The sequence below is a fragment of the Streptomyces sp. NPDC041784 genome, assembly GCF_055591025.1.
Genome location: NZ_JBVJAB010000007.1, coordinates 356,550 through 377,437 on the forward strand (window position 1 = coordinate 356,550; position 20,888 = coordinate 377,437).

The 20,888-nt window shown below is 69.6% G+C and carries 17 protein-coding genes and 6 pseudogenes; 8 read left to right on the plus strand and 15 right to left on the minus strand.

What is annotated here, in order from left to right:
• Positions 1-507 (plus strand): SRPBCC family protein, encoded by a 507-nt coding sequence (locus tag ACZ6D7_RS18165; RefSeq protein WP_469491404.1) that lies wholly within the window; start codon positions 1-3, stop codon positions 505-507.
• Complete coding sequence (locus ACZ6D7_RS18170; RefSeq protein WP_469491407.1) at positions 507-1,175, plus strand: dihydrofolate reductase family protein; 669 nt, start codon at positions 507-509, stop codon at positions 1,173-1,175. The genes ACZ6D7_RS18165 and ACZ6D7_RS18170 overlap by 1 nt, the downstream gene beginning before the upstream one ends.
• 151 nt (positions 1,176-1,326) lie before the next feature.
• Here the strand turns inward: ACZ6D7_RS18170 and ACZ6D7_RS18175 are convergent, their stop codons facing one another.
• From ACZ6D7_RS18175 to ACZ6D7_RS18195, 5 genes and pseudogenes are all read right to left on the minus strand, one after another.
• Entirely contained in the window at positions 1,327-1,956 is a 630-nt protein-coding gene (locus tag ACZ6D7_RS18175) for a class I SAM-dependent methyltransferase (protein ID WP_469491409.1), read from the minus strand.
• A gap of 92 nt (positions 1,957-2,048) precedes the next feature.
• Positions 2,049-2,306 (minus strand): GFA family protein, encoded by a 258-nt coding sequence (locus ACZ6D7_RS18180; protein WP_469491411.1) that lies wholly within the window; start codon positions 2,304-2,306, stop codon positions 2,049-2,051.
• An 84-nt stretch (positions 2,307-2,390) separates the two neighbouring features.
• Complete coding sequence (locus tag ACZ6D7_RS18185; protein WP_469491563.1) at positions 2,391-3,149, minus strand: PIG-L deacetylase family protein; 759 nt, start codon at positions 3,147-3,149, stop codon at positions 2,391-2,393.
• A gap of 879 nt (positions 3,150-4,028) precedes the next feature.
• Positions 4,029-5,798 (minus strand): hypothetical protein, encoded by a 1,770-nt coding sequence (locus tag ACZ6D7_RS18190; RefSeq protein ID WP_469491413.1) that lies wholly within the window; start codon positions 5,796-5,798, stop codon positions 4,029-4,031.
• A gap of 1,107 nt (positions 5,799-6,905) precedes the next feature.
• Positions 6,906-7,499: pseudogene (locus tag ACZ6D7_RS18195) on the minus strand (flavin monoamine oxidase family protein); the annotation flags it as partial.
• Here ACZ6D7_RS18195 and ACZ6D7_RS18200 point away from each other — a divergent pair.
• Complete coding sequence (locus ACZ6D7_RS18200; protein ID WP_469491574.1) at positions 7,428-7,694, plus strand: hypothetical protein; 267 nt, start codon at positions 7,428-7,430, stop codon at positions 7,692-7,694. The pseudogene ACZ6D7_RS18195 and the gene ACZ6D7_RS18200 sit on opposite strands and share 72 nt — an antisense overlap.
• A 116-nt stretch (positions 7,695-7,810) precedes the next feature.
• Here ACZ6D7_RS18200 and ACZ6D7_RS18205 read toward each other — a convergent pair whose 3' ends face one another.
• The gene (locus tag ACZ6D7_RS18205) at positions 7,811-10,039 is read right to left on the minus strand and encodes a hypothetical protein (protein ID WP_469491414.1); all 2,229 of its coding nucleotides are present in this window, start codon (positions 10,037-10,039) and stop codon (positions 7,811-7,813) included.
• 586 nt (positions 10,040-10,625) lie between these two features.
• A complete protein-coding gene (locus ACZ6D7_RS18210) occupies positions 10,626-11,009 on the minus strand; it encodes a VOC family protein (RefSeq protein WP_469491416.1) in 384 nt (127 codons plus the stop codon).
• A 180-nt stretch (positions 11,010-11,189) separates the two neighbouring features.
• Between ACZ6D7_RS18210 and ACZ6D7_RS18215 the strand changes: the two are divergent.
• A pseudogene (locus tag ACZ6D7_RS18215) lies at positions 11,190-11,741 on the plus strand (IS5 family transposase); the annotation flags it as partial.
• A gap of 790 nt (positions 11,742-12,531) precedes the next feature.
• Here the strand turns inward: ACZ6D7_RS18215 and ACZ6D7_RS18220 are convergent.
• The 3 genes and pseudogenes from ACZ6D7_RS18220 to ACZ6D7_RS18230 form a co-directional block, all read right to left on the minus strand.
• Positions 12,532-12,681: pseudogene (locus ACZ6D7_RS18220) on the minus strand (amino acid ABC transporter ATP-binding protein); the annotation flags it as partial.
• Between the two features lie 109 nt (positions 12,682-12,790).
• A pseudogene (locus ACZ6D7_RS18225) lies at positions 12,791-13,249 on the minus strand (ABC transporter permease); the annotation flags it as partial.
• A 374-nt stretch (positions 13,250-13,623) separates the two neighbouring features.
• Positions 13,624-14,139, minus strand: coding sequence for an ABC transporter substrate-binding protein (locus ACZ6D7_RS18230; RefSeq protein ID WP_469491418.1), 516 nt, complete (start codon positions 14,137-14,139; stop codon positions 13,624-13,626).
• 34 nt (positions 14,140-14,173) lie between these two features.
• Here ACZ6D7_RS18230 and ACZ6D7_RS18235 point away from each other — a divergent pair.
• Together ACZ6D7_RS18235 and ACZ6D7_RS18240 are read left to right on the plus strand one after the other, a co-directional pair.
• A pseudogene (locus ACZ6D7_RS18235) lies at positions 14,174-14,341 on the plus strand (sulfurtransferase); the annotation flags it as partial.
• 89 nt (positions 14,342-14,430) lie between these two features.
• Positions 14,431-14,940: a sulfurtransferase gene (locus ACZ6D7_RS18240; protein WP_469491420.1), complete on the plus strand. Its 510-nt coding sequence runs from the start codon at positions 14,431-14,433 to the stop codon at positions 14,938-14,940.
• Between the two features lie 261 nt (positions 14,941-15,201).
• Here the strand turns inward: ACZ6D7_RS18240 and ACZ6D7_RS18245 are convergent, their stop codons facing one another.
• Positions 15,202-15,402, minus strand: a complete 201-nt coding sequence (locus ACZ6D7_RS18245) for a hypothetical protein (RefSeq protein WP_469491421.1) — start codon at positions 15,400-15,402, stop codon at positions 15,202-15,204.
• A 287-nt stretch (positions 15,403-15,689) separates the two neighbouring features.
• Positions 15,690-16,142 (minus strand): phospholipase, encoded by a 453-nt coding sequence (locus tag ACZ6D7_RS18250; protein ID WP_469491565.1) that lies wholly within the window; start codon positions 16,140-16,142, stop codon positions 15,690-15,692.
• Positions 16,143-17,264: 1,122 nt separating this feature from the next.
• On the opposite strand from ACZ6D7_RS18250, the gene ACZ6D7_RS18255 reads away from it, so the two are divergent.
• Together ACZ6D7_RS18255 and ACZ6D7_RS18260 are read left to right on the plus strand one after the other, a co-directional pair.
• Positions 17,265-17,684, plus strand: coding sequence for a hypothetical protein (locus ACZ6D7_RS18255; protein WP_469491423.1), 420 nt, complete (start codon positions 17,265-17,267; stop codon positions 17,682-17,684).
• A 4-nt stretch (positions 17,685-17,688) separates the two neighbouring features.
• Positions 17,689-18,039, plus strand: a complete 351-nt coding sequence (locus tag ACZ6D7_RS18260; protein WP_469491424.1) for an ankyrin repeat domain-containing protein — start codon at positions 17,689-17,691, stop codon at positions 18,037-18,039.
• A 35-nt stretch (positions 18,040-18,074) separates the two neighbouring features.
• Here the strand turns inward: ACZ6D7_RS18260 and ACZ6D7_RS18265 are convergent.
• The 3 genes and pseudogenes from ACZ6D7_RS18265 to ACZ6D7_RS18275 all read right to left on the minus strand — a co-directional run.
• Positions 18,075-18,571, minus strand: a pseudogene (locus ACZ6D7_RS18265) (winged helix-turn-helix domain-containing protein); the annotation flags it as partial.
• 52 nt (positions 18,572-18,623) lie between these two features.
• Positions 18,624-19,676, minus strand: a complete 1,053-nt coding sequence (locus ACZ6D7_RS18270) for a PP2C family protein-serine/threonine phosphatase (protein WP_469491426.1) — start codon at positions 19,674-19,676, stop codon at positions 18,624-18,626.
• Positions 19,677-19,790: 114 nt separating this feature from the next.
• Positions 19,791-20,444, minus strand: coding sequence for a hypothetical protein (locus ACZ6D7_RS18275; RefSeq protein ID WP_469491428.1), 654 nt, complete (start codon positions 20,442-20,444; stop codon positions 19,791-19,793).
• Positions 20,445-20,888 lie beyond the last annotated feature (444 nt).

Sequence of the window (20,888 nt, forward strand, 5' to 3'; positions counted from 1 at the left end):
ATGGCAGGCGCAAGGCAAGAACCGCGGGCGGAGCCGGCGACGGCCGACCGGGAGATCGTGATCTCCCGGGTCATCGACGCCCCGCGGGAGCTGGTGTTCGAGGCGTTCACCGAGGTCCGGCACCTGTCGCGGTGGTGGGGTCCGGAGGGGTTCACCACCACCACGCGGTCCTTCGAGTTCCGCGAGGGCGGGCAGTGGGACTTCGTGCTGCACGGGCCGGACGGGACCGACTACTCCGAGTGGATCCGCTGGCTGCGGATCGTCCCGCCGGAGCGGATCGCGCTGCTGCACGGTGAGTCCCGCGACGACCCGAACGCCTTCGAGTCGGTCCTGACCTTCGCGCCGGACGGCGCGACGACCCGGATCGTGATGCGCACGGTGTTCCCCACCAAGGAACTGCGCGACGAGGCGGTCGAGAAGTACCACGCGATCGAGGGCGGCCGGCAGACCCTGAGCAGCCTGGCGGCCTACGTCGCCGACCTCGCGCGGAAGGGGGCGGAGGGCTGATGGCCGGGAAGGTGTTCTTCAGTGTGTCGATGTCGCTGGACGGCTTCATCGCGCCCGAGTCCGTGCCCGTTGAAGACGAGCTCTTCGCGCCCGATAAGCAGGACGACCCGGACGTTCAGCGCTGGATGGCGCAGTGGGCGGAGCTGCAGCAGTGGCTGTTCCCGCTGCGGTTCATCCGGGAGAACCTGAAGCTGGGCGAGGGCGGCGAGGAGGGCCGCGACAACGACGTCGCGCGGGAGACGTTCGAGCGCACCGGCGCGAGCGTCATGGGCAAGCGCATGTTCGACCTCGGCGAGCAGGCATGGCCGGAGGAGGCGCCCTTCCACACCCCGGTCTTCGTCGTGACGCACACCGAGCGTGACCCGTGGGAGCGGCCCGGCGGTACCACGTTCCACTTCGTCAACGACGGCATCGAGCACGCCCTGGACCAGGCCCGCGAGGCCGCAGGCGACCGCGACGTCCGCATCGCCGGCGGCGGCGCGACGATCCTGGAGCACCTGAACGCCGGCCTGGTCGACGAGTTCTCGATCACGCTGTCACCGGTGCTTTTCGGCGCCGGCACCCGCCTGTTCGACGGCGTGGACGCGTCCCGGGTCGCGCTGGAGCCGGTCCGTTCGGAGCCGTCGTCGCGGGTGACGCACCTGACCTACGCCGTGCACCCACGGTAGCCGCGCCACCACTCCACCCTGGCGACCCGAGCATCCACGGCGTACACGGGTGAATCAGCAGGCCGCCACGGCCAACTGCGGATAGCCGCTTGGACGAGCTTCAGCCACGCGGATGATCAACACCACCCCGGCCCAGTCCACGGGCCACGCTCTACGGGCGGCGGGCCAGCAAGTGGGTGTCGAGGAAGCCCCGCTCGGATGCCGGGTCGTGGAGCAACCGAGCCACCGTGACGAGTCCGGCCCCGGCCAGCAACTCGGCAAACTGCTCCGCCGGCCAGCTGTAGGCGGGCGCCACCTTGTGGTCGAAGCGGACCGGCTCCGGCCCCTCGGTCCCGAAGAGGGACACCAGGAGCAGGCCCCCTGGTGCCAGGACACGCACTTGCTCAGCGAGCAGCGCGGGCAATTCTCCAGGTGGGGTATGGATCATCGAGTAGTGGGCCAGCACTCCGCCGAGTGCGCCGTCCTCGACCGGCAGGTCCTCCATGCGCGCTTCGTCGAACCGCAGCGCCGGATGGGCTCGCCGAGCGTGGTCGACCATGGCCGGGGAGAGGTCGAGCCCGAAGGCGTCCAGCCCCAAGTCGTGCAGCATGGCCGTCAGATGACCGGGTCCGCACCCGACGTCGGCTGCCCGCAGGTTCCCCATTCCACGCACGAGCTCGGCGAAGGTGCCGATCATGTTCCGCGCGAACGGCTGCGTCTCCAACTGATTGGCGAACATCGACGCATACAGCTCGACGACCCCGTCGTAGGCCGCCCTGGTCTCGTCCTGGTGATTTAACACGGGCAGGAAACTAACACCCGCGGCACTCGCAGCCGTTCTCCGGCTGCCCCATACCGGCCCTTCGCCTCGGGACTGATCGTCCCGTCACCTGATCACGGGACGCCCCTGGTAGTTCGGAGAAGCCAGGTCGAGTACCAGGTGGGCTCATCCCCGGGTTCGGTCCAGCGCAACTCCTCCCTGTGGAAACCCACCCACAACACGGCTGGCCCGCCGGAGATCCGGGTGTCGTACTCGCACGAACACACATGGGGATCGACCGGGCCACCAGTCACCTCGTAGGCGAAGTCGCCACACTGGCAACGCCCCGTCCGGCGGCCGGGTTCGAGGCCAGGTGCGACAGTGACGGACACGGACAGCGGGGCGCCTCCGGGGCCGGCGACGACGCCCCGAATCCCCGCGAGGTCGGAGGCCGCAGGATGGGCGGCTCTGAATCGTCAGGTCGTCAGGTGACGAGGATCGCTCGGGACGGGCCCGGGCGAGAGGCGTGTGAAGTGCTCGGTAGAGATGATCGTGCGGCGGGTGTCCTCGGGCAGGCGGGCGAGGATGCCGGGCAAGGCACGCTCGCGCGCGACTTCTCCGCGGTGCGCGGTGATCGCGCGCCACTTCTGGTCCGCCCAGGGCGTCACGTCGACGGTTGTGGTCACGTACTCGTCCGGGAGGGAGAGCACGGTCTTACCAACGCCGGTCAGCAGCGGTCCCAGGTCACCGACCCCGGAGTGCGGGTGGGTGGCAGCGTAGAGGGCGTGGATCTGCCACGGCGCGCCGGCCTCCGGGTAGAGATGCGCGAGCCCGGAGGCCTCCACCGCGAGCAGCGTCACCCGGTGCGTGTGGCGGTGGTCGGGGTGACCGGTCAGCTGGCCGATGGCGTCATGGGTGACCACGATGTCGGGACGGAAATCCCTCAGCTGCGCGACCAGCTGGATGATGACCTCGTCCAGGGGCGCGTCGCAGAAGCGAGTCCGCCCAGGCGCCGACAAGTCGTTGCGGGCGTCTCCGTACCCGAGCATCCGCGGTCGGCCGGCACCGAGGACTGCCAGCGCCTCGGCGAGCTCGTCCGCCCGGTGACTGTCCGGAGCCCAGGTAGCGGTGACAACCCCGGTGCGTGCACCCCCGGCGGCATGTTGGGCGAGGACACCTCCCGCGAGGAGACTTTCGTCGTCCGGGTGAGCGAACACGCCGAGCAATGACGGCATGGAGGGAGAAGCGGATGTGGTCACGGGTGGTGCACCTTCTCACGGTGCGTTGCCGGGCAAGGTCGCCGAGGCGAACCGGGAGGAGTCTGTCAGCCGCTTGACGCTTCGAGAGACTCTCGCTGTGGGGCGAGATGGCCCGCCTGTGTGCCGTACGGGCATGCCGCGGCGCTTGGTTACATCGGCCCTGCGCCTGTGCGTGCGGCGAAGGACTCCAAGCCGGTCAGGCGAGGTCGGCGTAATCGCAGCTGACGGGTCAAGACACAGACCGACGGTCGGGAGCGTGCCGGGGTGGATTCGTCGGGCGGCCCGTACGGCGGCGATGTCCAGGACAAGCAGGTGATGTACTCCGATTCGGTACAGCTGGACGTGACCCGCGGTGAGGCCGCTTGAACGGGCGTGAGGGGTCCGTGCCGGCCGGGCGGCGGAGTCGGCGGCCAGCGGAGTCGGACCTGAGGCCTCGCCCGCCCCGACGGCAGACCGGGCGCGATCCCATGCCGCGTTGCTGTCACCGGACTTCACCGCGACTTCGCCGGCCAGGATGTGCACCTTGGCGAGCAGCGCACTCGCCGCCTGCTGGCGAGCCCCGGTCCTCTGGACCTGAGCAGCCAGCGCGTCTCGGCGCAGGGCCGGAAGGGCTTCGGCGAGGCCGGTGCAGCGCGCGGAGCGGAACTGGGCGCGGCCGACGGCGAGTCGGCGCCGAAGGCTGCCCAGATCCGGAGCGGATCCGGCCGCGGCGGTAGCGGGCAGCAGCACCGTTGTCCCGAAACCTGCGATCCGCGAGGTGGCGTCGATGTCGGCGCCGGTCGGCCGCACACCACTGCCCACGAAGTGGAGCGGGTGAGCATCGATCACGCCGCCCCTCGTCAATGGGCTCGAGGCCTACTCGGCATCGCAGGTCGTGGCCTCGGATCCAGTCGGTTCCGTAGACCTCGTGCCAGTACTCTCGCTCTTCTTGCCCGCCTCGATGGGGGCGTAGCGCCGCCGTTGAAGCTCATCGCGTTCAATGTCGGGGATCGTCATCGACTCGGCAAGCACGGCGGCGAGCGCGTCCACTTGAGTGTTGTCGATCTCAGCGCGGAAGAGCCACCGGATGCTCTCGTCGCGCGTGATGAGGTCGATCGCCAGGCGCGCGCTTCTGTCCTGTGTGGTCGCTGCTCGGACGTATCGCACTTGGTCGATCGGGATGTCTTGACGGATCTCGCCTTGCTCGAGGAACGCGTTCGTCCTGGCCAGGATGATGCGGCGATCCGTGACGGCTACCAGTGTCTTTGCCGCAGCCTTGTCCATCGCCGCTGCCAACTTCTCCTTCGCTCCGCCGATGATCGCAGAAATGGGACCGAGGGCATCGAGCTGGTCGGGGAAGCCGAGGACACGTAGGGTCTCACCGTCCTCGAGGAACCATCGCAGGATGCGAAGGTACGGCTCGAGATCCAGCGATTTGGGTGCGCAGACGACGCCCGGAGCCTCGAGCGGAGGGGCCGGCGGATGGAGAGCATTGGCAAGAGGCTCGATCGCCTCCAGAAGACGGGCGGAGGTTTCGCGGGCTGCCTTCACGTCCTTCCGCTTCCCCGGCAGCGGCCATGCGTCGGGTCCGGGGAGCTCGGCGGTGATCCGCAGCTCCCGCGTCAGCGCGTCGACGAGGCTCGTCGTCTCGGTGAGAGCGGAGTCGAACTCCGCGCGGGTGTCGCGCGCGATGACCTCGGCGTACTGCGCCTCGGCGGCGTCTTCGCGTCCAGCGGCTCTCGCCCTCGCGGCGCGGAGTGCGTGATAACCGGTCCATGCCTTGAGGGAGGACAGGAGGGCGTTGGCGTCGAAGACGATCGCCTCGGCGTTCGTCTGCAGATACTCACGGTGGCTGCGTGCGTCGGGCCGACCGATCTGCCTGACGTGGTCGCGTACGTTCCCCTGGTAGAGCTCAAGCTGCTTCTGCAGTAGCGCTCCACTGCCCGCGACGTCCTCCCACAAGGACGTCGGGACCGATTCGATCTCTCGCGCCTGGTCGACCGCGCGATCGATGGCGGCGACGAGCCCCGTCAGTTCGGCCCACTGATCCTTGCGGATGGTGGTGAGGACCTGACTTGTCACCGCGAGGTTGGTCCTGACGAGTCCCGAGACCTCACTCAACATCATCTGAAGGGCGACCATGGCCAGCGCCGGCCCGATCGAGGCCGCGCCCCGCGCCTTGTTCACCGCAGTCACGGGGTAGAAGCGGGCCTGATGCAGGATGCGGCCAGGAACCATCACCGCTCCGAGGTTCCCGCCGTCCTTGACGGCGAGCGTCGCGCCGCTGTTCAGCAGGGCCTGTGCCGTGTCGCCGATCCTGTAGAGCCCCTGCACGCCGGCGAACGCGTTTCCGAGATTGCCGACCACGGTCGCCGCGTTCCCGATCGAGGCGAGGATCGCTGAGATCTGCTTGCGGTCGGCAGCCGGCACGATCCCGAAGTCGATCAGATCGGGCTTCAGCTCCGGCGGGACCTCACCGGCGACGAGAGCCACCCCTGGGAGCACCTCCACCAGGATCGTCGACGCCGTCCTCGAGTCGATGTCCGAGTTGGACGTCGGATCGTCCACAACAGGTGAGTCGGCGGTATTGCTCCGGCCGTTCTCCTCAGGCTCGGCGATCTCCATCGAGTCCGAAGGGTCCTGCATGCGATTTCCTCCCCGCGGGCGCGCGCAACGGCCGGACGTCGTCGGCGTTGAGTGCCGAAGTCTACGGCTCTATGCCCTGCGGTGCAGTGGCAACCCAAGTCCCGTCCCGTCGCTCCGTGAACGTCAGGATTCACCCGTGCCACGACCGGGCGTTTGACGCTGGCCGGCTCTGCCGAGCAGGCAACGGCCATGCCGCGTTCGCGCGGATCTCAAGGTGCGTCATTCCGCGAGCGAACCGCCTGCACTTGCCGCGATGCGCGCTCTTGGCGGCGTTGAGCGCGATGCCTACCCTGCAGTTACCACAAAGGCGTTTCTGTGGTTCGGGGATCGTCTCATCGCGCTGGACCTCGCCTGGAGTTCGCAGGTACAGACGGGTCATGGCCTCGCGCTTCTTCTCGGTGGCGGCGGACACCGGCATCAGAGGGACTCCCTCAGCTTGTCGAACTGGATGTTGTGGGACCGGACTTCGGCGAGCCGGGTCTCGGCCAGCTCGCGCAGCGGCTTGGACAGGCCCTTGGCCAGAGGGCGAGCAGATCGGCTTCCTCCAGGCGCCAGATGCGCTCGTGGGCGAGGGTCAGGACGGAGTTGCGACCGGGCCGGGGACCCGGCCGCCGTCGCGGCCCGGCTCGCACCGCTCCGGCCATCACCGCCATGCCCCCGACCTCACCTCGGTGTCGTACGCGTCCGCGGTGCCCCGAGCCGATCACCATGACCAGGCCGTCACCCAAGTGAGGACGGCGGCCCTCACCAGGGCGGCGCATGGTGCTCGTCACCGGGCACGCGGGTGACGCGCTCACCGGCAGCACACGGGGCCACGACGGTGCTGTGTACTACGACGTCCTGTCCGCACGCTGCTGCCGGACCCGGCGGCCCCCGACGGCACCGCCGGGCCGCCGTTCCGCGTCGTGACCGGCGGTGCCGTGGGGATCGACGACTTCACGTTCCTGAACAGGCGCTCCGACGTCGTCTTTGCCGCGCAACCCGCCCCGCCGACCAGATCGCCGTGGTCCACCCGGACGGGACCAAGAGGATCGTCCTGACCAAGGCGGACGGCATCGCCTCACCCACCGCCACCGACCCCGCGATAGCACGCATCCCGGACCTACGCGGCAGCCTGATCGGCCTCAGCTCCTCGAAACGGTCGCCCGGGCCCGGATCGGCCGCGCTGGTCTTGCCGCCCAGCTGGGTCATGACACCCCACACGGCGTTCAGCCCGGTCGTGACCGCGCCCTCGGCCCAGCCGCCGGTCCACGACACGTCGTCGCCCGCGAGGAAGATGCCACGGTGGGCCGGGGCGAAGCGGTCCTGCATGAAGTGGGTGCAGAGGCGCTCCTGGTACCGATAGTGGCCCGGCAGGTTGTCGCTGAAGGCGCCCATGAAGTCCGGGTCGTCCTCCCAGGAGATGGTGACGGGGTCGCCGATGATGTGCGAGGCGATGTCGACGTTCGGGTAGATCTGCTTCAGGGAGTGCAGCATGAGCCGCACCCGCTCGTCGACGTCGAGCGGCAGCCACTTCAGCGCGTCGTCGTTCCAGGTGTACGACAGACAGATCAGGGCCGGATTGTCGGGGCCGTCGTCCAGCAGGTACGTGCCCCGGGTCAGCCGGTCCGTGAGCGTCGTGCTGAACGCGTGCTGCCCGGTCTCGGGGTCGACGTCCTTCCAGAAAGGCCGGTCGATCACGACGAACGTCTTGGACGGCTCGCCGACGACCGCGCCAACAACGCCTTCCACGAGCTGAAGACGCCGGCGACCTTCACGTCGTTCACCGTCGACGGCACGACGCTCTACGGCATCGCGGACGCGACGACGGCGACGTACGACCTGGTCAAGGGCGAAGGGCTATGGATCTCTCGCGACGGCGGACGCGAGTGGCGGCGCTACCAGCAGCGCGGATAGCGGCGGCACGGGTGCGCGGACGCATCCGCACGCTCCCCAACCGCCACCCCGGCGCAGGGAGTGGTGCGGATGCTGCCAGGGAACGGGCCGCGTTCCGCCGGGCGGGGCGTGGCCGTTCAGCGGGCCAGGCGGGCCGACAGACGCCGTGCCGCTGCGCGGACCTCCCTGTCGTCGCGGATGATGTCTGTCTGGCTGCCCGAGCCCACGATGCGCGGGTCCCCATCGGCCAGTAGCCGTAGGCGTTCGCGCAGGGCGGGGGTGAATGCGCTGGGGCCGAGGGCGTCCAGTGCGTCCAGCGCGGCCAGGGCGGTGTGCGCGAACGCCCCCGGCGTGACTGCGTCGAGGACGCGGTCGGCGAGGTCGGTGAGCCGGATTCCGGCGGGCCGGGTGTCGCCGGGGTGGATGGCCACGAGCGCGCGGGCCGCGGCCGCGACGGTGTCCGGGCGGTCGATGAGCGGCAGGAGGTGCGGCACGGCCGCCTGGGCGGCGAGCCCGAGAAGGCCGGCCACCTCTGCGGCGCGCTCCGCCGCCTGCCGACCCCAAGGCCTGGCGGCCCAGGACAGCCCCTCCACGACCAGGGGCAGGACCTGGCGCCCGTCGCGGGTCAGTTCCCAGACCAGGGCGGCGGCGTCCAACGCCATGCGGACGGCGGGGACATGGGAGCGGGTCGGCGCCGGTTCCGCGAGCAGCTTCAGGAGGCCGGGGACGAGCGGCCGGGCCTCTTCGCCGAGCGCGGCAGCAGCCCGCACGTACACGCCGTGATCGCCGCCCGGCGTGGCGAGGGCCTCCCGTAGGACGCCGACCAGCAGGTCTGCCTCACCCGTCAGCGCGTGCAGCGCGGCCCCGGCTGTCTGACGCTCGCTCAGGGATCCGGTACCGGCACGGGCTCGCAGCGTGGCGACCACCTGCGCATCGCGCGTGCAGTCGGCGACGGCGGCAAGAGCCCGGCAGGCCGTGTGGCTGTGAGGGGACAGTGCGTCCGTCAGTTCGGGCAGCGCGGCCCGCGCGGAGGGCCCCCAGCCGGCCAACAGTCCCATGAGATGCACCGGTTCGTTGACGGCCGCGAGCCCACCCGCCATGAGCGGACGGCGCTCGCGGGGCGTCCCGGCCTCGGCGGTGAGGACGGCCAGGCGGGCCCGGACCGCGTCCAGGAGTGCCGGCGCGCATGGCAGCGGCGACGGCGGCCGCCGCTGGGTGCGGGAGAACGCCTCGTCGAGGGCCTGCGGCCGCTGCGGCAGCCGTCGCGCGAGGAGATCGGCCGCTTCGGGTGCGCCCTGGGACACCAGGGCCGCCAACGCCCGGTCGGCCGGTTCACCGTCACCCTCGGCCAGCCGGATCAGGGCCGGGACCGCCTCAGGGGCGGGCTCGGCCCAGTCCCGCACCGCCGAGACGACGTCGTGGGCCGCCTCCGGGTCGTCCAGGAGCGGCAGCATCGCCGGCAGCAGCCGCGCCGGCGCTGTCCTGGAGCGCAGCGCGAGCGACCCGGCGGCCCAGACCGCCTCGGCGGCGCCGGCCGCCCCTTGCCCGTCGGCGCGGTCGCCGGCCACGCGGTGCAGGGCCGCGACGACCACGTCGACCGCCGCGTCGATGTCGCCGCGCTCGTACAGGCCCAGGGCCAGGGCTTTCAAGGGCTCCCGCTCCCACACGCTCCCGGCGGCGTGCAGCTTCAGCGGCAGCAGCGCCGCCGCGGCGGCCACGGCCTCGCCGTTCCACGCACGGCTGGTGTCCACCAGGGCGAGCAGAGCCGCGACGCGCACCGCCGTCGGTTCCGCCGCCGCGAACGCGGCCGCGCACACCACGTCGGACGCGCCCGGGTCAACCTTGAGCCATGCGGTGAGCACATCGGCCCGCACCAGCGGATCGGCCTCCGCCACTCCGCGCGAGCGCAGTGCCGCCCGGGCTTCGGCGCCGGCCGCCGGACCGCACTGCGCGACGGCCCGGGCCGCGCGCTGCCGCACCCCGGGATCGTCGTCGCACAGCATGGGCAGCAACAGGGACACCTGGGCGGCGACGGCCGCGCGCGCCGCACCCGGGCCCTGGCCCTCCAGGTCGTACTCGTCCGTGCTCTCGGCGATGGCCCCGATCATCTCCAGCAGGGTCGGCCGACGCACGCCCGCCGCCATGAGGCGGGCCAGGAAAGGCACCGCCCGCACCGTGGCCCGGTACACCGTGCCCTGGTGCACCAGGCTGCTCCACAGCTCGTGCTCGGCCTCGGCAGCGGCCTCCGGATCCCCGGAGGCCAGCGCGCGCAGCAGGTCCGGGACGTCTTCGGCAGGCCCGTAGGCATGGTGCGGTACCGACCAGTCGACCCGGTCGATGTCCGCGAACACGGTGGCAAGATCCATGCTGCGGATCCTTGCACGCGGGTCTGACACCGCCCGGTGGGCGCCGCTCGGTGGGCGCCGCCCGGCCCACCACCGGCCGACACCAGCCCCAGTCCTGTGGCGCGGGAGGTCGTGCCGGGCCGGGACTGAGGCGGTGCGGCGGGAGCGGCCTGAGGAGTGGGCGTCTCTGGTCAGGGGGTTGAAGAGGTACAGGCTTTGCTCTCCGGTCGTCGTCGGCGGCGGCCAGCCATTCCCGCAGCGGCGGCCCCCTCAGGAAGGGAGCGTTTTGCTCTGGTTCCCATGCGTCGTCGAGGACGAGCAGGGTGCGGGGGCGTTGGTCGAGCAGCCTGCCCAGGTGGGCACCCGCCGGCTCGGGATCGTCGAACTCGGTGGTGTCGCCGGTGATGAACCGGGTGACCTCCGCGACCTTGGCTGGCCCGGTCCACGAACCAGTCGAGAACGGTCACGGGCGGCGGGAGCGGCAGCTCGTCCCGAGCATCGCTCACGAGGCGTACGACTCCTGCCGTCGGCCTACCTGCGCAGACGCGGTATCAAGGCGACCATTCCGGTCCCGGCGGACCGGGTCCGCAGGCTTCTGCCCGGAGCGTCAGGAAGACATCGCTGCTCGGTCGGACTCACTGCGAAGGACACAGAACTCATTGCCTTCGGGGTCCGCCAGGACGGCCCAGCCCGCGCCGTCGGATTCCCGGCGATCGGCGACGAGTGTGGCTCCGAGGGTGAGCAACCGCTCGATCTCCTCCTCGCGCGAGGTCGTCGGTCGCAGGCACAAGTGGATCCGGTTCTTGATCGTCTTCGGTTCCGGCACTTGGTTGAAGTACAGCAGCGGGCCCTCCGGGAGCATCACCTGGGTCTCCCGGTCGCCCGGTCTGTCCTGCGGATGCAACGGGCTTCCGGTCACCTCGCTCCAGAACCGAGCCAACCCATAGGCATCCGCACAGTCGATCGCCACGTTCTGCACTACCGAGATCATGCACGTGAGCCTGCCCGAGTGCCGCTCGGTCCGCCACCACATTGCGCCTGGGCCCGACCCGCACACCATTGACCGTCAAATGTCACACCGCACCAGCGGTGATCGAGCCGCTAGGCGTGTCTCCTTGATCGGCTCGTCAGTTGATCGGATGTGTCCGTCCGGTTGGTGACAACTGATGCGATGTGGGACCGGATCGAGCCGCTGATGCCGGCCGATCCAGTCCGCGGTCGGCGGTGGGCCGATCACCGTCGAACCCTGGAGGCCATCGTCTGGAAGTACGGCACCTGCTCGCCGTGGAGGGATCTGCCAGACGGGCTGGGCCCGCTCCAGACCACTCACAAACGCCTGATCAGATGGGTCGTGGACGGCGCCTGGGAACGGATCCTCACCGCGGTCTGGGCAGAGGCCGACGACGCTGACGACATCGACTGGACGGTGTTTGTGCACTCCACCGACTGCCGAGCCCACCAGCACACCGCCGGAGCCAGGAAGAAAGGGGGCGGCCAGCCGGACCGAACCCGACGATCACGCGGCGGCCTGAGCACCAAAGTCCACCTCGCCAGCGACAGCCGTGCGCGACCCTCTACCCTGCGGGTCACCGCAGGCCAAGCGGGCGGAGCACCGGCTTTCGTGGCCGTCTTGGCCGGCATCGTGTTCCACGAAGCGGGCCGGGAAGCCCGAGGACCCGACGGGATACCGTCCTGGCGGATCGCGTATTCGTCCCGCGCCATCCGGATCCATCTCCGTCGGCGCGGGATCCGCACAGTCATCGCTCAGCCATCCGACCAGGTCCGTCACCGGCTGCGGCGAGGTCGCCTCGGCGGCGCCCTCCCACTTTCGACGCCGAGGCATACGAGCAGCGCAATGCGGTCGAACGATGCATCAACCGGCTCAAACAGTGGCGCGTCCTGGCCATGGCGAACAGGCGCGTCCTGGCCATGGCGAACAGACAAGGTCGCCATCGCCTTCAGGGCCGCACTCCACCTTGCGGGCCATCCTCATCCGGACGCGTCACTGACGGGACGAAGACGCGGCTCAGTCGTAGAAGAACAGCTCAAGGTCCTCGATGGACCCTGGCCCTGTCAGGAAGCCCTCGGCCTTCGCGATCTCGTCGCCTGGTGGCAGCTCGCCCTTCAGGAACTGCTTCATCCAGATCTCTCCCTGCTCGCCGACCGCGTAGATGCCAGACAACAGCTCGGCCATACCTGCAGGGTGCGGCGGGCGGTGTCCGACGACTGGTGGGGGTCGGCACGCAGGACTTCGGCCAGGGCCGGCCGCTCGGCGGTGTAGGCGGCGAGGGCGCCCTTGGGGTCGGGTGCACAGAAGACGCGGAAGGACGACACCAGCGGCTGGACCCGGCGGGCCGGCGCGTCGTGGCCGGCGGCGGCCAGGTGGAGCCGGGCGAGGGCGGAGCCCGCTTCACGCGCGTGGTGGGTGGAGGTGAAGGGGGTCCAGGACAGGGCGTCCTGGTGGGGTGGTCCAGTCCGGAGACGAGGTTGAGCAGGGTGCTCTTGCCGCTGCCGCTGGGGCCGATCACGGCGGCGAACTCGCCGGGTGTGACGGACAGGTCGAGGCCGCGCAGGACGTCCAGTCCGTCGTAGCTCTTGTCGACCTGGCGCAGCAGGAGCCGTGGGTCCGGGGTGGGAGGGACGGTGCCGTCGGAGGTGTTCACGGGTGTTCCTTCCGCAGGGTTGTCCGCTCCCAGGGCAGGGCAGGGCGAGGCGTTGGATGAGGTAGGTCGCGGCGAACAGGGCGATGCTCAGCGCGGCGGTCACCGCTACGGCCGCGAAGACGAGGTCGGTGCGGAAGGCGCTCTTCTGCGCCTGCATGTAGATGCCGAGTCCGTTCTCCGCGCCGGCGTACTCGGCGAACACCGCGCCGACCACGGCGTAGGTGATGCTGACGCGCAGCCCGGCGAAGCAGTACGGCATCGCGCTCGGGACGCGGACCATGACGAACGTGCGCATCCGGCCGGCGCCCAGGGAGCGCAGCAGCCGCATGGCCTCCGGGTCGGCGGAGGCGAATCCGGCGGTGAGGTTGGCGGTGAGCGGGAAGAACGTGGCGAGGGCGACCACCAGCATCTTGGGGAACAGGCCGAAGCCGAACCAGATGATGAGCAGCGGGGCGACGGCCACGATGGGGATGGTCTGGGAGGCGACCAGCAGCGGGTACAGGCCGCGGCGTGCCCAGGTGGAGAAGTCCAGCAGGACGGCCACCAGCCAGGCGGCGGCGAAGGGCATCCCGAAGCCCGCGACGGTCTCCTGGAGGGTGGGCAGCGTCGCGTCCCAGAGGTCCTGCCAGTTCTCCCAGCCCTGGGAGAACACCCGCCAGGGGCTGGGCAGGACGGTGGGGTCCACGGCGGTGGCGCTGGTGTAGGTCTGCCAGACGGCCAGGAGCGCCGTGACGACGAGGAGCGGAGGCAGGACCACGGAGAGGGGACGCGGCCCGCGACGCGTCGAGGGCTTGGTCGCTGCCGCTGAGCGGGCGGCTGCCGGGTCGGGTGCGGAGACCGGCGGCCGGGCCGGGAGCCCGCCGGTGGCGGGCTCGTCCGTGAGGGGGCCGGTCGGCTCGGTGGCCTGGGGCGTGCCGCTGCCGGTGCTGGTGGGCGTGCCGGTCACGACGTCTCCGGGAGGTAGTCGTTGGTGAACCACGACGAGGTGTCCGGGGCGGCGGTCAGCTTCTTGCCGTTGGCGTCGCTCAGCAGCCCGGACTTGTACTCGAAGTCGGCGAACGCCTTCCAGCGGTCGGCGGACTGGGTGCCGAGGGAGCCGTCGGCGGCGCGGTAGTAGGAGTCGGCGAGCAGTTCCTCGCTGTCGTGCACCAGCTCGGTGTTGGTCAGCACGCTCTTGTTCGCCTTGATCAGCAGGTCGGCGGCCTTGGAGGGATTCTTGACGGCGTAGGCGTAGCCGCGTTCGACCGCGTCGAGGAACTTCTTCGCCGTCGTGCCGTTCGCCTTGAGGTACTGGCCGGAGGAGGCGATCAGGGTGGAGTAGATCTCCGGGAAGCCGTAGTCGGTGAGTTCGAAGTTCTTCAGCGGCTTGCCGCTGAGCTTCGCCTCCAGCCCTTCCCAGGTGGGCATCGGCATGGCGAAGTCGGCCTTGCCCGCGTAAAGGGCGGAGTAGGCCGACACGTGGGCCGGGGCGCACATTCCCGGCTCACGGCACGTGGACCTGCTGACCACGTTCACCGATCCCGCGGCGCCCTACCATTTCGCCCACCCGTCCCGCGACGCGGCCCGTCGCGAGCTGGCCTCGCTGGGCGCCGACGAGAGCACCACCGTCGTCCTCTACGACGAGGGCTCGCTGCAATGGGCGGCCCGCCTGTGGTGGGTACTGCGCGACGCCGGCGTCTCTGCCCGCGTTCTGGACGGGGGACTGTCCGCCTGGACCGAAGCCGGCCTGCCGGTGGCTTCGTCTTCGTCTTGCTCTTCGACCGCGGCCTCGGCCTCGGCCTCGGCCTCACTTCGAGGGGAACCGTGGGGCCGTCGGCGGGCGACCCGTTTCCCCGCGCGGCGGCAGGCGACGTCACGCGGCCGTCGCTGTGGATCGACAAGGACGGTGCGCGTGCCGTCAGCGAAGGGCGTGCATCCGGCATCCTGGTGTGCGCACTGGGTGCCGCGCACTTCGAGGGCACCACGCCCACCCGCTACAGCAGGCGGGGCCGCATCCCCGGCAGCGTGAGCCTGCCCGCCCAGGACTTCCTGGACGGCGACGGCCGCCTCCTCGCCGGCCCTCGCCTCAGGGCCCACGCGGACCGCCTGCCGGACCGGAACGCGGGCCCGGTCGTCCTGTACTGCGGCGGAGGAATCTCCGCGTCCTTGGGCGCCCTGGCCCTCACACTGGCCGGCGTCGACGCGCTGGTCATGTACGACGGGTCGCTGGAGGAGTGGACGGCGGATCCGGACCTTCCCCTTCACGTGGGGGCGGTCTGACATCGGGCCGTAGGATCCCGGGCGTTCACACGGCGGTACAACGGCAACCCCCGAGGGTCCCCGATCGCAGCCACGTTGTCGGGCCCGCAGGGCTCCTTGCCGGCGCCGAGGAAATCCGGTGCACCGACGAGAGCGGAATCGACACGGCGTACGGCACACAGTTCCGAGCCGGCGCAGAGAACCTCTCGCGCAGTCCGACCGTGGCGCCTGCCGTCCCGTCGAAGAGGCCGGTCATTGGCACGGCGGAGGTTGCAAGCCGGGTCAGAACAGGGCGTCCTGGTCCGGCTCTTCCCGGCGCAACGGAGGGACGTCCTCGCCCCGCCACTGTGCTTCCAGATGCTTGCGCCAGCCCGTCGGCGGGGGCCAGGGCACACCCCATTCCGCCAGCTGCTTCTTCGACCAGCCGCCGTTGGGGCTCTGGGCGGCGGACACTTCGTCGGGAGACGGCACGTAGTTGACCACGAGGTGATGTTGCCCCAGGATCCGGCCGTCTGACCAGCGGGCTACGGGGGCGGTCTGTTCAAGCGGGCGTCGCCGTCTGCAACGGCGCGCTGGTGACGGCACAAAGGCTGACTGCGTGAGGGGACGGGCGGTTCCCGGTCCGCCGCGCCCCCTCATATATGGACTGACGACTCATCATTAGACGTTCGGTTGAACGCAGTTGGTTCGATTCACATCAGGTGTCGATGAGACGCGTGCCAGGGCCGATCCGTGCGTCGGCATGGTGCTGCCCGTGTGTGGGTGAGGGGTCAGCCGAGTGCTTTGACCGCCTGGTAGTAGGTCCAGGCTGTGCTGTTGCAGGAGGTCTTGGTGGCGCCGCTGTAGGCGTTGCAGACCCGCTTGAGGTCTTCGTGGAAGGCGCTGTCCAGACGCGCCTTGTTGGCATCGAAGGCGCCGGCGGCCTTGTAGTTGCGGTAGCCGAAGTCGTGGCGGGCGCATGATGTGGCGAACGGGAAGCCGAAGGGGTTGTCCGGTGATGTGGAGCAGTAGTCGGTGGACCAGTCGAACGCATACGCCGACCAGGTTGCTTGGTTCGAGCGTGCGGCCACCCAGGCGTTGTAGCTCGAGGCGCTGGTCTGGGTCCAGCTGGACAGGACTTGGGGCTTGTCGGCAGGGGCGGCGCTTGCGGCTGAGGCGGTCGCCGTAATGGTGGCCAGAGCCATGGCCGAGGCGGCGAGGCCGGTGGCGAGTTTTCGGTGCATCCCACACCTCCATGACGCTGCAACACGCCCGTCGAGTTGCAGGTTCATGACAAGAATGGTCAGCGTCGCGACCCGCCTTGCATAGGGTCTGGAGTCCAACAATCATTCAAGTGGCAGGAGTTGTAGGGCAGCCTTCAGGGTTGCGGCCACCTTGGCGGACTATGGCTGGATGTGTTCCACGGGGCGGGCCGCTCAACGCGAGGCTCCGATGGGTCCGGTGGCGGGGTCGGGCAAGGGGGCCGGAGCCGGCGGCGGGTGGCGAGCACATCCTGCGGGCCGCGGAAGAGGGCGGCCTTTCGCAACTGCAGCGAGGTTCGCAGCTGGATTAAGACCGACGCCCTTGTCGAGGGCGAGGGCGGCTGCCATATCGGCTGGGAGGTGCCGCTGTCCGCTGTCTGGTGGGGAGGATCGGCGCAGCGTTCGCGCCCGTGCGACAAAGGGCCTGCGCTTCGAATGTTCCAGGCTCACCACGAGCGGCTGGAGGTACCGCAGCAACCTAGACAACGCCACCTTGCGCAATGGCAACGGCAACGGCAACGGTTGTACCAAGCGGGCGGAATTGAGTGATGGGGGAATGGGTGGAAGACGGACGGCGCCGCCCTGATTCAGCGGACCTGGTCGTGGCCGGATGCGGATGGCTCATCATCGTGGCCGTTGTCGCCATGCCCGGACTCATCCTGAACGAAGGGCCCCTGACGCTCTACATGGTGGTTGTGGGCGGGATCATCGGGACCCTGTGGGCGCGCAGCAGGATCCACCGCTGAAGGGTCTACCTGCCTTGGATTGCTGCTGCAGCGGCCCGCAGCTTCATCCAGCCCGTTCGGGGGACTGAGCCTCCTGGCAGTCCCTGGGGGAGACAGCGCTTTACGAGAGGTGCCGGCGGCAGGGGAGAGGAAACCGGCTGCCTGTCGGGTGGTCGGGTAGCGCATAGTGGACCGACATCATCGACCGACGAGAACGGATGGCCGTGCCGTGACGACCGTCTCCACCGATTCTTCCTCCGAGCGGGTGCCCGGGCGGGCTTGGACGGTCCGTCTCACCGGACACAGCGACCGCTCCGCCAGCCTCACCTGCAGCACCAGGGCATGCCGGAGGCCGCAGCGGTCCAAGGACCTTGCAGGGTTGCGCTCCTTCGCCGCCCAACATGCCGGCGCCCATGCGAAGGCGGCCACCGTTCGCCCCAACGCCCAGTGCCACTGCGGAGCGGCGGAGTGCGCCGCCCACGACAGCAGGGTGCGCTGCGCGGGCACGGTGGTGTTGATCCTGCGCCACGACGCCACCGTGGGCCAGGTCTGGAGCGTGGAAGAGGTCTGCGCGGTGTGCGCCCCGCTGCTCCCGCACGCCACCGTCGTCGCCCGAGCCGCCCGCACGACCCGCACCACCGCGGAGCAGGTGGCCCGGCATGTTCCAGCCCCTGTGCGGTCGGCCGTCCCGGGAGGCTTTTCCTCGCCCGCCGAAGCTGTGGACCGGCCCGTGCCCGTGCGGCAATCTCGCTGGCCCGTGCGGTCTTCCCGCCACCGGAGCTCGGGCCAGGGCCGCTGAACCAGTGAATACCGTGCAGATTGAAATCGAGCCTTGGTCACCGCTGCATCAGGCAGTCGAAAGCAACGACTACGAAGAGCTTGTTGCCCTCCTCGATGCCGGGGCGGATCCAAATGAAACATGCTTTGGAATTACGCTACTTGCGCACGCGGTCGAACTTGAAGGTGACTCTCACCTGCAGTCCGGCTATCGCCTCCACGCTGCCGTCACAGCCATCGTGCTCGCGTATGGAGCCGACCCCGCCCTGCCCTCTTATGGAGGAAAGACTCCTTTGGCGATTGCAGAGCAATACAATCATGAGCCGGCCGTTCGTCTGTTGCGGAAACACCTGAATATGAACGAGAGGTCTTCGTGAGGCGCGGTGAGCTGGTCGAGCCTGCTCCGTGGCTACGGCGGCAGTTGGTAGCCGGTCAGCCATAGTCGGGCGTCGACCAGCTGGTGCATGGTGCGGCTGACGTGCGGGTTCAGGTGGTCCCGGACCAGGACGACCGAACCACCGAGTTGCTGGTGTGCGGCGTCGAGCAAGCGGGCGTAGTCGGTCTCGGTGAAGCCCTTGCGTCGGCCCTTCGCGGGGCCGCGGTCGAGGTGGATGCGGTAGATCAGCCGGGGCCGGTGTGACCGGGCTTGGTGCAGATCAGTGCCGCCAATGAGACGCGGTTGGTGCCTGCGGCGGTAACCCACACGGTGGGTGTGTGGCCCCGTCGGCCCCAGGTTCGGCCCTTGGGCGGCCTCAGCCCCTGGCCGGCTTCGTCCTCGAAGCAGAGCCAGGCGCCCAGGTCCGCCGCCGTCATCTTTGTGACGGACCACTGCTCGTCCTTCCAGGCGGCGATCTTCTCCTCATCCCGCTCGGTGGCCTTGCGGGACGGTACCTGCACGCTCCAGCCGAGCGCGGCCCACGACAGTCGTTACACCCCACGTAGCCCGCACTCGTAAGGATCTCTAGTGCTCCTGAGCCGAGACGTGCCGGCAGCGCACGGCAAGGGCCGCGATGTCGTCATCGAGTCTTCCGCCGCTGTAGTGGAGCAAGTCCCTGTGAAGCTGGTCCAGCAGCTCACGGGGCGGGGTCGCGCGGTGCCGGCGCATCCAGTCCGGCAGCGGGAAAAATTTGCCGTTGTGGTCGCGGGTTTCCGTGACGCCGTCGGTGTAGAGCAGCATCTGATCGCCTGGGACGAAGGCGACGGTGTCCACGTGGTAATGGTCTCCGAGGAGCGCCGCGAGATTGAGCGGTGTGGAGGGGTGGGTGGGTTCAAGAACGCGGACTTCGTTGTTCTGTACGAACACCGGTGGTGGATGCCCGCAGTTGAGGACCTGGACATGCCCGCTGCCGTATGGGATCTCGGTGATGAGAGCGGTGGCGAAGTGTTCTTGCTGATCGGCGGCGGGGATCGCGGCGCTGTAGCGGGTCATGGTGATCTGCAAGCGATGGATCAGGCTCTTCAGGTCGGGCTGGTCGTATGCGTTCTCTCTGAAGCAATTGGTCACTGCCGCGGCCGCCCCCACCGCTGACAGGCCTTTGCCGCGTACGTCGCCGATGAGCAGGCGGACTCCGTACGGTGTGTCGGCCGCCTCATAGAAGTCACCTCCGATCCGGGCCTGCTCCTGGGCTGCCTGATACAGCGACTCGATCTCGATGCCCTGGATACGGTGCGGCAGTGGACGCAGCAGCACTTTTTGCGCTGCGTCGGCGACGAGTCGGACCTGGAAGAGCGTCTCCTCGCGCTGGAGTCGGAGATGGCTCGCATATGCGGCCGCGAGGGTGACCGCAACGATCGCCGCGGCTGTGTACGGCGTTCCCAGATCGGAGTGGACGAAGCTGATGCCGATCATGACCAGAAGGCAGAATGCCCCCAGCAAGACCGTCGGGAGTACCGGCCATACCGCGGCTGCGAGGGCGGGTGCCGCGGGCAGGAGGCGGCTGAAGGCGATCTCTCTCGGAGTGGCGAAGGCTGCGCCGGAGATGAGGACGGTGACGAGTACCGGTGACAGCAGCACGGCCTGCCGCTGACCGCCGTAGGGACGGTGGCGGCGCCGGAGCCGTGCTGACCTGATCACAATTTGGATCTTATCGGGGTGAAGTGGGTGATGAATGGGTCCGCCACTCTCCGATCAGCGGACGTTGGCCCGGCCATGCCCGTTGACTGTCGGGCAGTGGGCTGAGGTTTCTTGCGGTACGGCGCGCGGGGACAGCCGCGGTCCACCAGGAGTGCCACCAGCGACCACCACGGGACGGCGAGCAGCAGCGTCCCGCCCGGTGGCGTCGTCCGGATCGGGGACGAGAGTGTTGCCGCTGTAGTGGATCCAGTACCCGGTCACGACGGCCAGGAGCGCCTTCCACAGAGCCGTCCACAGCGGGACCAGCGGGAAGTAGCCGTGGTCCACGATCCGCATCAGACCCAGTACGGCGGCGGTCGTCGCGTAGATCACGGTCATCCCGGCCATGGGCTGCTTGTCGACCTCCGCGTCCAGCCGTGCCATGACGCCGGCCACGACGCAGCAGAGGCCCACCGTGCGTGCCGCGACCAGCATTCGGCTCCCCTTGAGCCGCGCGGGTGCCACCATCCGGACCATCGGCTGGGCGACCAGTACGCACAGCACGAGCAACGCCACGCATATGCAGGTGTTCCTGGTGCCGGTGAGACCGACGCGGAGCACCGGAAACTTCAGCAGCCACATCCCCCAGGAGCCGAGCCCCACCACCAACGGCGCCCCTGCCGAGGGTTCCGGTGTCAGCCACTTCGACCTCAGTCGTGGCGGCTGCATCCCTCCCATCAACGGCGTGCTCAGACACACCAGAAGTACGGCCCCCGCCAGAATCGCCTGCACGTTCCCATCCGCCCCCCGCTTTTGTCGCTGGGAGCAGCCTGGCCCCGCAACCGGCGTGCCCGGCGCCGTTTCGCTCTATCGGGCCCGCGCGCCGGTCAGTCTGGCAAGGCACCCAGGTCGGCCTGCGCGGGGTTGTCGTCGAGCAAGCCGCCCGACTGGTGCCGCCACAGCCTGGCGTACCTCGTACAGTCGGCATCCCGCAGGGATCATGGACCGTCAGCCCCGCCGACACTCGCTTTCCACGTCAGTAGGTTTCCGCATGGCCCGTAGGTACCGTGACCAGCACAAACAGCACCACGAGGGGGAGGATGCCGACCGTGATCTACTGCGGTAGCGACGGGGCCTAACACCATCACGAAGTTGCCCTGGTCGACGACACCG